This window comes from Thermaerobacillus caldiproteolyticus (assembly GCF_013761245.1).
Lineage (GTDB): Bacteria > Bacillota > Bacilli > Bacillales > Anoxybacillaceae > Thermaerobacillus > Thermaerobacillus caldiproteolyticus.
Genome location: NZ_JACDUT010000015.1, coordinates 58,778 through 69,431, shown reverse-complemented (window position 1 = coordinate 69,431; position 10,654 = coordinate 58,778). Strand labels below are relative to the sequence as shown.

The 10,654-nt window shown below is 37.4% G+C and carries 10 protein-coding genes and 1 pseudogene; 8 read left to right on the top strand and 3 right to left on the bottom strand.

Features of this window, described 5'->3' with window-relative positions; genetic code table 11:
- Nucleotides 1–534 precede the first annotated feature (534 nt).
- A pseudogene (locus tag HNR31_RS16860) lies at nt 535–661 on the bottom strand (IS3-like element ISBth8 family transposase); the annotation flags it as partial.
- A 376-nt stretch (nt 662–1,037) separates the two neighbouring features.
- Between HNR31_RS16860 and HNR31_RS16855 the strand changes: the two are divergent.
- The 3 genes from HNR31_RS16855 (at nt 1,038) to HNR31_RS16845 (ending at nt 5,157) form a co-directional block, all read left to right on the top strand.
- Nucleotides 1,038–3,788, top strand: a complete 2,751-nt coding sequence (locus tag HNR31_RS16855; RefSeq protein WP_181557351.1) for a dynamin family protein — start codon at nt 1,038–1,040, stop codon at nt 3,786–3,788.
- 151 nt (nt 3,789–3,939) lie between these two features.
- Nucleotides 3,940–4,698, top strand: a complete 759-nt coding sequence (locus HNR31_RS16850; protein ID WP_181557350.1) for a threonine/serine exporter family protein — start codon at nt 3,940–3,942, stop codon at nt 4,696–4,698.
- An 18-nt stretch (nt 4,699–4,716) separates the two neighbouring features.
- A complete protein-coding gene (locus HNR31_RS16845) occupies nt 4,717–5,157 on the top strand; it encodes a threonine/serine exporter family protein (RefSeq protein WP_181557349.1) in 441 nt (146 codons plus the stop codon).
- 342 nt (nt 5,158–5,499) lie between these two features.
- Here HNR31_RS16845 and HNR31_RS19410 read toward each other — a convergent pair whose 3' ends face one another.
- On the bottom strand, nt 5,500–5,691 hold the full coding sequence (locus HNR31_RS19410) for a tyrosine-type recombinase/integrase (protein ID WP_181557348.1): 192 nt from the start codon (nt 5,689–5,691) through the stop codon (nt 5,500–5,502).
- A 175-nt stretch (nt 5,692–5,866) separates the two neighbouring features.
- On the opposite strand from HNR31_RS19410, the gene HNR31_RS16835 reads away from it, so the two are divergent.
- The 4 genes from HNR31_RS16835 to HNR31_RS16820 all read left to right on the top strand — a co-directional run bounded on the left by HNR31_RS16835 (nt 5,867) and on the right by HNR31_RS16820 (nt 8,249).
- The gene (locus HNR31_RS16835; RefSeq protein WP_181557347.1) at nt 5,867–6,661 is read left to right on the top strand and encodes a M43 family zinc metalloprotease; all 795 of its coding nucleotides are present in this window, start codon (nt 5,867–5,869) and stop codon (nt 6,659–6,661) included.
- A gap of 282 nt (nt 6,662–6,943) precedes the next feature.
- Complete coding sequence (locus HNR31_RS16830) at nt 6,944–7,201, top strand: hypothetical protein (protein WP_181557346.1); 258 nt, start codon at nt 6,944–6,946, stop codon at nt 7,199–7,201.
- 468 nt (nt 7,202–7,669) lie between these two features.
- On the top strand, nt 7,670–7,768 hold the full coding sequence (locus HNR31_RS16825; protein WP_181557345.1) for a YjcZ family sporulation protein: 99 nt from the start codon (nt 7,670–7,672) through the stop codon (nt 7,766–7,768).
- A gap of 280 nt (nt 7,769–8,048) precedes the next feature.
- Nucleotides 8,049–8,249: a hypothetical protein gene (locus HNR31_RS16820; protein WP_181557344.1), complete on the top strand. Its 201-nt coding sequence runs from the start codon at nt 8,049–8,051 to the stop codon at nt 8,247–8,249.
- Nucleotides 8,250–8,486: 237 nt separating this feature from the next.
- Here the strand turns inward: HNR31_RS16820 and HNR31_RS16815 are convergent, their stop codons facing one another.
- Entirely contained in the window at nt 8,487–9,035 is a 549-nt protein-coding gene (locus tag HNR31_RS16815; protein ID WP_181557343.1) for a GNAT family N-acetyltransferase, read from the bottom strand.
- 1,017 nt (nt 9,036–10,052) lie between these two features.
- Here HNR31_RS16815 and HNR31_RS16810 point away from each other — a divergent pair.
- The gene (locus HNR31_RS16810) at nt 10,053–10,526 is read left to right on the top strand and encodes a hypothetical protein (RefSeq protein WP_181557342.1); all 474 of its coding nucleotides are present in this window, start codon (nt 10,053–10,055) and stop codon (nt 10,524–10,526) included.
- Nucleotides 10,527–10,654: the final 128 nt, after the last annotated feature.

The following is a 10,654-nucleotide window of genomic DNA, read 5'->3' as shown; positions in this document are numbered from 1 at the left end:
CTTTTTTCTTCATCATTCATCCGCTCCTTTGATTCATCTGTTTAGGAGCAGTATAGACAAGAATAGGCATTGGTTAAACATGTCGGAATTTCAAATTGAATTTATATAGTTTAGCAAATTCCTCATGGATATTTTTATGTTTTAATGAGTGTTGCAGTTCAGTCTTTTGAACAGACAGTTTTTTAATGCGTTATTGGTTTCTTCAATTGCATGATTGATAATCAGCTTTAAGTAAGACCTCAGTTGCTAATAAGTTTAGAAATTTCAACTAACTGCTTCATTTCCCTTTCAATGCCAGTTTTTTGTTTGTAGCTTTCTCAGTTTTTCACCGTTTGTTTTCTAATTCTTTTATTATTTCATTTGTGTATTTTTTAGGTCGGAAAGGATAAGTGATGTAAGGCTGCTTTCTTTGATAGCATGGTGACTATGTTCCCATGTCTACTGTATCCCCATATACATTCCTTTCGATTTTGTTTGTACTACATTCTTGTCTCATAGTTTACAGAAATGAGCATTTGGGTTTGTGCGAAGATAATAAGCGGACATATCTCCCACACGCACATAAGTAAATATCCGCTGCGAGCTTTTGGGACGAAATCTCAGCACAGAATTCGCGGTTTAATACATTCGAAAATACCGCGGATCCTCTACGGCCGGAAAATTAAGGTTAAGCTTGAAAGAAGGTCGGCACCAGAGTAATTAGTAAAAATGAAGTATATGAAGAATCGTAGTTAATTTGCAATGATTGCATGAAAACGAAGCCAAATGAGGTAAATCGAAAAATGCATCCAGTACGAATTGAAACTGCACGGTCTCAGGAGGACTGTTCGGCTTTTTTACATTTCAATCCAATTAATAACATAATTTAGCTGAAATTTTACACGATGATAAAAAACTGTATTATAAATGAAAGCAATTTGAAACTTTGTGTAAAAGTAAGTCTGTTAAAATATTAAGGTTAGAAACAGGGAAGTTTTAATAACTATATTATACGGTAAGTAAAATATATTGATAAATATATAGGTCGGGTGATAAACATGACGTTAGAGAATCAACTGATCAAAAAAACATTTTATGAAACATTTATGGAAGCAGATGAAAAAAATCCTATCCGCGTGCTCGGAGAAGCTTTTCTTGCCGGGCATAAAGATGGGACGGCTGACATTTCGGCAATCCGTTTTGCCCAAGGGGAAGTATATTTTCATAACAAAGATTATGAAGCAGCGATTTTCAAATGGGAAAACACTCATAATGATTTAGAACCGTGGGCGAAGAAAAATATAGCGGATTGTTATTATGAAATCGGGCAATTATCAACAGCTGAAGAGATTTATAAATCCATTGATACGGAAAGCAGTGTTTTACAATCAGAAGTTGCCCTGCAATTATTTTCGCTTTACATAGACCAAGGCAGGCTTGAAAAAGCTGATCAAGTGATTAAAAAAGCAGTATCCCTTAATCCGGACTATCCGAATGTGACTGACATTGCTCGTGCCTTTTTCGAAAAACATAAGGATTGGAAGAGCGCCATTGAACTGGCCGTAAATGAAGCGATCCGGACAGAGTCTCATCACTGGTTTGATATTTTGAAAACCTATGCAGACCAAGGACTAACAAACACCTTTGAACCGAATTATTTTTCAAAATGCTTAGTCGTGTTATACGGAGTGGATCAGACAAGATTTGAACAGATGGTCCATGCGCTATGGAATGGCTATAGAAACGAGAGCTCATATTTTTCATGGCTGCGGGAATTTAATCAACTTTTCTTAAATCTGGACGCAAACCGGGAACAATCGTGGAAAGAACTGTCTTCACTTTATCAGGAAACTTATTTTGAATTGATCGATGGAACGTATTTAATGAAAGAATTGGCAGAGATTATTCCGAATCTCTTAACGAACTGGATCAAAATAGCCGATCGTGCTGATGCTTTATTCGCTTCAGCAGCGGTATTGGCATGGAGCGAGAAATTTCCATCCATTATTAGCCCAGAGGTTGTCAATGATGCTGAAAATCTTATTTTCCATTCCCGCAATGAGATAGACGGTTTGGAATACAGCTTGACACTATTCGATTCCATTGTAAAATGGGCAGAAGCGCAGCATGTTGATCCAGGGCACCGCTTCAGATGGCTCATCCGAGAACTGGTTGATTTTGAAACCCATCATGTATTTGTAGCTGGAACTTCCGGAAATGGAAAATCTGCTTTTATCAATTCGATCCTTGGAGAAAATATCCAAGCTGCTCCGACATCTTCCGTTATTGTATTTAAGGGGGATGATGAGACGGAGATTAGAAAGATATCCGATGAAGAATTAACCACATTTTCAAGTCTCGATGAATTCCAGGAGGCAGTAGATAGACGGCTGAATAAGGCTGTTGACAATGCGATTATTGAGTTCTCTCTTCCAGCGCCAATTTTGCAGGAAAACAGGATGGTTCTTATGGATACGCCGGGATTTAGCGACTGTAATGGCATGGAAGGTGAAGCGTGGAAATATCTGCATTTTGCCGACAGTTTATTATTTGTTCTTGATGCGAACGATCCTTTTACCGAAAAAGAACAAGAGATTTTAATGCAGATTCGCGAATACGCGCCTAATCTTCCAATTCATTTTCTGCTCAATAAAATGGATGAAATTTATGATGAACAAGAAGCTGCCAGCATTGTTGAAGATACTCGTTCGAGAGTTCGGGCATATTTGCCGCAGGCTAAGGTGCTTGCCTATTCATCCCGATTAAGAAGCAGAAAACAACAAAATGATCTAGCAGAGTTTTTGAAAAACTTGAACCGACCAATTGCTGAAGATGATCGAATTGAGAAAATATTAATCTTTATTCGTAATTTAATTGAGCATTTATTGGATAAACGGTCAGAAATGGAAAACAGCCTGGCTGATTCGATTAAATGGAATGAAGAAATGGTCACAAAGCTAAGTGGTGCAATCCATCAATTAACTGATTTGAAAAAAGAAAAAGTGCGAATTATCACGAGAACGTTCCATAAAGTCTTGGAGGACATCAGATCGGATCTATCGGAAAATATTCCGAAAATTTTACGAGAAAGTTCTGATATGATTCAAGAAGACAGTGATTTTCGTAAAATTCACCTTGAACTAAATGATGAGATGAACAGGAGAGTACATGCTTATATAAATGATAAGATCTTGCCTGAGCTTTATCGTTCTCTTCAGGAATGGATCGTAACGGCAAATGATGAACTTGATCACTGTCAATCTTTCCTGGATGAAATGAGCGATGGGTTTAATGCGATGTATGGGGAAGAGCGGATTAAGCTGAAGTGCGACTTTAAAGTGCTTGATGACTGGTGCCGGGATGCAGACCGGATGACGAGCGGCGTGCAAATTGAGAAGGTGAATATTTTCCTCCGCCGCACACCGTATCAAATTTTATTGAAGAGTGCCGGCAGGCTGCTGGGAGCCTTCCAGCAAAACAATGCGATATTATATAACAAATACAAGCAGTTTGTCGAAAATGAGGATTATTTAGACGTTACCGAATCAATTACGAACAAGTTGCTTCTGCAATTCGAATTGTTTGCGAAATCACTGGAACGAGATATTTCGATCTTTTTCCGAAACCCGTTTGACGTATTGAATCAAATGGTAGAAGAAACGAAAAAGGAAATCAATGACAAAGAAGAAGAACTGGAGAAAATGAGATCAAATCCGGAAACGTACCGCGATCCGCTAACATTGTTTGAAGTAAAACTCCGCCAATACGAGTGGATTACCATTTCCGCAAAAGGAGTTCTTCAAATATAACGAGATGTAACGAAAAAAATCGGTCCATGAGGCCGATTTTTTTCGTTGTGAAAATGTTTTAAAAACTATGAAACATCATATTTAAATTGCTAACACTGGCAAATTTCATTAAACTGTATGCATGAAGGTTTACGTAGTTGGAGCGATTAGAATGGAAAATCAAACGAGTTATACAGATAAAGTAATGGAGCTATGTCTGATGGCTGGAAAAATTATGCTTGAGAGCGGGGCTGAAACGTACCGGGTTGAAGATACAATGATGAGGATTGCTGCCTCTTTTGGCATTCGAGAATCCCACAGTTACGTAACACCGACGGGGATTATTTTTTCAATTGAAGGAGAACTGACAAAAACAAAACTCATTCGGGTTACAGAAAGAACGACTGACCTTGAAAAAATAGCAGAGGTCAATAGCATATCGAGAAAAATTAGCAGCGGGGATTTATCACTCGATGAGGCATATCAATCTTTGAAGGAGATTGAATCAGCCAGCCTTCAATATCCTTTTTGGCTGCAAATAACCGCTGCTTCGATTGCAAGTGGCTGTTTTTTAATTATGTTTAAAGGAGAATGGCGGGACTTTATCCCGGCAATGATTGCCGGCGGTGTCGGCTTAGTATGCGTCACCTATTTTCATCGGCTTGTGCCGATAAAATTTCTGGCTGAATTTCTCGCAGCATTTATCATCGGCTTTCTGTCTGTTCTGTTTGTAAAAATAGGATTTGGTTATCAGCTCGATAAAATTATTATCGGTTCGGTTATGCCTCTTGTACCAGGGCTTTTGATTACGAATGCTGTCAGAGATTTAATGGTAGGTCACTTAGTTTCCGGCTTGTCAAAAGGAGCCGAAGCGTTTTTAACTGCTTTGGCAATTGGGTCAGGAATAGCAGGGGTTTTATCATTTATGTAGGAATGGGGAGGAAGCAATATGGTTATTATCGAACAACTGGTTACCAGTTTTATTGCTTCTGCGGGCTTTGGTATTATCTTTAATGCCCCGAAACAAACTCTAGTAAAATGCGGTCTGGTCGGTATGAGCGGATGGATTATTTATTTCATAATGGAAACTAATGGTTTCGAGCCAGTAGCAGCAACTTTAGCCGCTTCATGCTTCATTTCGGTAATTAGTCAAGTTTTCGCGAAAATGTACAAGACCCCTATCATTATTTTCAGTGTAGCGGGAATTATTCCACTTGTACCAGGTGGATTGGCATATGATGCGATGAGAAATTTTGTTCAAAATGATTATAATTCTGCTATCAATCTAGTTGCAAAAGCAACGATGATTTCCGGTTCGATCGTCATGGGACTTGTATTTTCTGAAGTCATTAACCAGATCATCAGGAAATCTAAACTAAAATGTAATTAAGAACAGTTAATACTAGAAAAGTGATGCAGGGTGTACATAACCCCTCTCAGGAAAACTCCTAAGAACATCATATCAAATGCCCTCTTTTTTCTGTCTACCCGTAGGGGATGATACCAAAGGGTGCTTTTTCCCTTCATTTTTATTTGAATTAATGTCAATTCTATACGTACTATTAACTCAACACATGTGGAATGTGTGGCTCAATTAACATTGAAATAAAAGGATTTTTAAAGAGGTTAGGTAGTATTTGACCACATTTGTGCTACCTAGCCTTTTTTGTATAAAATTATCGAATGTATGTACGGTTTTTCTTCGATTTCTTTCGTTGCGTGGGCGTACACGTCACCAGTTGTTTTGATGAAGACATGTGCATTTTTTTAAGTCAGCGCCTACCTCGAGAAGCAAGGTAGCATGAGTATTTCTTAAATCATGAAAACGTACTTTCTTAACTCCGGCTGCTTTGTTTGCCCGGTTAGATACACGGAAAAATCGATTTTCCTGTTTCGCGTGCAAAAACAAAGTCTGTATCCTCATACTGATTTTCCACAATCAATTTCATTTCAGTCTCATTGGCTTTATATTGATTCAGTTCATGCATACTTATGTATAATTGGCACTAATTTTTTAACAAATAGAAATCAAAGATCTTATAAATATTTCATCGTTACGCATAATAAAAGTTCTATAAAATACGGAGGGACCATTATCCATGTTTGAATGTTTAACTGCAATTAATGAGGAAAAAATGAAGATTGTTGAAGAGCGTATATCACAACACTTTCAGTTATATACAAATTTTTCTATGAATAGTCCAATTAGATTGTATGTTCGTTTCGTTTTTGTGCACGATGGGATGAATGGAATCATATCTTCTGACAAAAGAAGAAGAGTAGTAAATGCTTTGGCCAAAGCCTTCTCTTCTCGTTTTGTATTTAATCATATTGATTTGAACGACCAAGGACTATATTGTCCGGATTATTTTAGATTATTGAAGGACAGTGAAGAGGAAAGATATATTAAAGCAAAGACACAACGAGACCCTAATGTTTATTTGCATATTTACTCTGCAGATACCTTTGATGGTGCTAAATATAGAAACTGGTCTTCTTTTCCATGGGGATTAGAGGATGATCCAGTAATGGATGGCGTGGTAGTCGATTATAGAAATATTGAAAATGAAGAATCATATCATTGGATCATTCATGAAGTAGGTCATTGGTTTGGTCTTGTTCATACATTTGAAAATGGATGTAATCCTCCTGGTGATTATGTTGACGATACAGAAGCTCATAGTGATGAAATTAGGGGATGTCCTCCAGAAGGAATACACAATGCTTGTCCCGAAGAAAAAAGAGCTCCTATTAATAACTACATGAATTATACCGATTGTAAAGATACATTTACACTAGGACAAATAGAAAGGATCTTTAGAGTTGCGAAAGTCTATAGACCTAAGTTATTAGAACCGGAAGTTTGTATACCACCATGTCCTCCTCCTATGTAGAGAGCCTTTTATTACGAGAACATTCATTTATCGATTAATCATCATATCAATCATCATAAAAAGAGCGTTTGGACCCTAAAGAGGTTCGATACGCTTTTTTATTAACAGATGAGGAAAATGGCTGAAACATGACATCTCCTTATTCAACCAATCAACACTGAAAATTAACAGGGCCTATTATTTAGAAAAGGAAAGAATAAGTAAGGGCAGTATGGACAGAAAAATTCATTCATAAAAAGAGTATTCTCGCTCAGGTTTAACATTAAAAGAGCTAATTCTGCATTGGACCGCGATAAGACGATTATAGAAGCTAACGGTTGCGCTTTTACTCACATTTCCGTTAACATTATTCCTCTTGATGAAGTGGCTTACCGAGTCAATGGTGCACTATCGCGGTGTTCTAGAGTTGGTGACGAACGTCAATTTTTTTCTCTTGGAGTGGAAATATGTATTGAAAAGGATGGCACTTTCCATCCAGATGCAATTGCTCGGACAGAGGATGTGTTTGTGGAATTTTGCAAGAGTTTAAGCTGGGACTGATTAAAGAGATTGTTAGACACTACTGCATTGCGCATAAACATTGCCCGGCACCTTGGGTTAAAAGATTCTAAAGCGTTCGAAGACTTTAAAAGCATGTTCAAGAGATATTAAAGCAAGTAGACACAACTAAGGCATACAATCAAATCCCCACTACAGCGTTACAAAAGTTCAACAATATCAAAAATCCCAATCTAATTTGTGTCGGACACAAAATCAAACTGAACTATAACGTTTGGCAGCGGCAAGCTGGGATTAGATCAGAACTAGATCTGAGCTCTTTTAGTGGTAATATCCCACTATACATAAATGGATTATTAGAAACATAATTAAATAGTATTCTATTAGATAAACGTGGAATTTTCTTATCAGTTGATGAGTTGATCCAATCCACCTCTGTCTTAAGAACATACTTTAAAAGTAGGGATAGCAATTAGCCATTCCCCCTATACTCGATGGGAGGTGTTATATATGAGTGATGGAATTCGCGGCGCTTTTGCCTTAGTTGTTGTCTTATTCGTCTTACTTATCATTGTAGGATGTTCTTGTTCAGGTCTAGGCGGTTATTAATTCTCCGCAAGGTGACATTAAAATACTCTCTTAGATTTAACAGAAATAGTTGGTTTTGCTTATTGAAAAGAAAAAGGACAGATTTTTAATGATCTGTCCTTTTTCGAAACATTTACTTGGACAAACATTTATGAGCAGTAAGTCTATCATCTAGTATACCGACTAACGTAAAATCACTGTATTCTGCGGCTCCTATAAGGTACCTTTATTCACAAAAATGGATAAGACTCGTTCATGTACCTCCTGTCCAAAGTCTTCTATGTCAGAAAGGAGGGATAAAGTGGAACATTTAGTCCGAAGATATCAGGGAGAGCCTGTTGAGGTGATAGATCGCTATGGAAGGGTTCATAGAGGAGTGATAGACGGAGACCCACCACCAGGAGGAATGTTTCTTCGTACCGGCTTTGGAAGAAGATTTATCCCATTTTTCTTAATCGCTTCTCTGTTTCTTTTAAGATTCGGAAGACGGCGCGTTTTCTAAAAAGAAAACTAAAAGTCTTTGATTCATCATTTGAATTCTCTGTCCTCGATTCGCCAAATGAATAAATGATCAATGGATGATTTAATCAACCTCATCATAGTTTCTTTCCAGCTTGTCAATTTTGTCGGCAAGCTGGAACCCTGCGTTTGAAGTGACCCCTGTCTACTTGACAGGGGTCACTTCATTTGGGGTCAGCCATTTTTTGTAACAAAGAATAGGAAAATTGGGGCGTTCTGGTCATTCTGAATCATTTGGATTCACGATAGCGAAGTGTAAATGATCTTCCCACCTTCCGTTAATCTTCACGTTCTTCTTGGAAAGCCCCTCCTTATGGAATCCTGCCTTCTCCAAAACTCGAATCGACCCGATGTTATGTGGCATGACCCCTGCTTCAATTCTGTGTAACTTGAGAACCTCAAAGGCATAGTCAACGACCAGACGCACAGCTTCAGTAGTATAGCCATGTCCGTTGTGCGAGCGATCTACATAATAGCCTAGCCAACATGTCTGTAAAGGACCACGGACCACTTCAGTCAACTCAATGATGCCAATCAGTTCATCAGTACCGATGAGGAAAATGCCGAACGTGTATTGCTCGTCTCTTTTCATCTTCGCCAAGCTGGTTTGGATTCGATTTAACTGATATTCCTCTGTATAGAACTCCTCGGTCCTATCTGGCGTATACCGTTGCCAAAATTCCCGGTTTCTACGGTGCATCTCTGCCAACGGACCCACATCTGTATCCTTTAAAAATCGCAAATAGATTTTGTGTCCCACCAAATTCACCTTTCTTCATCCCTTCTTTTCATATAAGCACCACAGGAATCCTGTGATGGATGGAGTATCTCGTCTCATAGAAATTGGCATTAGAAATGACACTTGAATTGGCATGCAATTGACACTCTTCATAAATTCTTTTTATCTTTCATCTTCGAGATCGTTCAAACTTCCTCCTGCTAAAGTGAATGACTTTAATTGAAAAGCCTAAACAAATGGCGCACCGAATCAATTGCCAATCCGCACGTCATTTTGTGTGTCAAATGCCTGTTTTGCACCCCAAAACAGAACCCGTTAGCCATTTGGACAGGACTTTTTTTATTCATGTGGGACAGAAATAGTGAGAAGGTGATGGATTCCTTATGCGAAATGGTCGATCGGTTGCGTTATAGTGACAATAATGTTTGTTTGGAGGTTGTGGAAATGACGGTGAATATACGCTTAGAATTGTTTGTGAAAGATTTGCAAAGGTCTGTTGATTTTTACAAGAACGTCATTATCTTCTCAAAATGAAAACAGTGCTATGTTTAAAGCGGAAAATCTTAACTTACTTTTAACCCAGGAAGATGTGATTTTGAGTAACTACTATTTTAGTGAAATTAAAACATCTCGCAAAGGAAGGGGAGTTGAAATAATATTAGTAGTTCCAGATGTTCAAAGTTATTATTAACGTACATGTGAAATGCAAATTGAAGTGGAATCAGAACTAAAACAACAAGAGTGAGAATGACAGATTTTCGTTTAACCGACCAGATGGTTACTATTTAAGAATCACTTCACCTAAAAATTGAGGGTTTAAGAATGGGCAAAAAAGGAAGGGCAACCGTTCTGCTTTAGCATATTGACAAAATAGAAAAAACATGCGGAAAAGGGGATGAAATTAGAACCTCAACAAAAAATATATAAGGAGTTCATCAAGATGGAAAATATGACATAATTTATAAAAATATTCAAAAGAGGTGATAAAATAAAAAAATCATTTTCTTTTTAATTTTATCTCTACTTTGGGCTGCTCCTTTCACAGCATTGGCAAAGGGGAATCAAGATATTACAGAAGCAGTTAATAAAGAATTCAAAAAAAATCTTACCTATTATAAAGATAATTCCGCTGAAATACTCGATAGTATAACCACTTCTGCCGAAATCACTGAAGGAGATACAAAACAAACAAAAAACATTAAGGTAGTATTGGCAGAAGGAAAAAAAGTTAGAGACAGCATTTTCTATTTTGATGTAAAACAGATATACTATTATGACTTAGATGATCAGAAGCTTATCGATTCAGTTACAAAGAGTGCTCAAATAAAAAATTTTGAGAAAAAATACAAAGATGAAGTTGGAAAGCAGATAAATCCTTTTTCACTTGCTATTTTTATGATCGCACTTTTTATCACGATTATTGCTCCCCCTGTTTTCGGAACTTTATTCAATAAAAACTCTTCATCTTTGTCATATAGATTGCAATTTGAACAAGCCAACGCTGGAATGTACAAAAATTAAGCTAAAATAAATAAAAGACGTTGAACAACTGCAAGCGGAGTTAAGAGAATCATGGAAAAATATCGCCCGTATGATGCAGAATAATGTAAGAGAACCCCTTCTCATTCGAGAGGGGTTTTTTAATATGT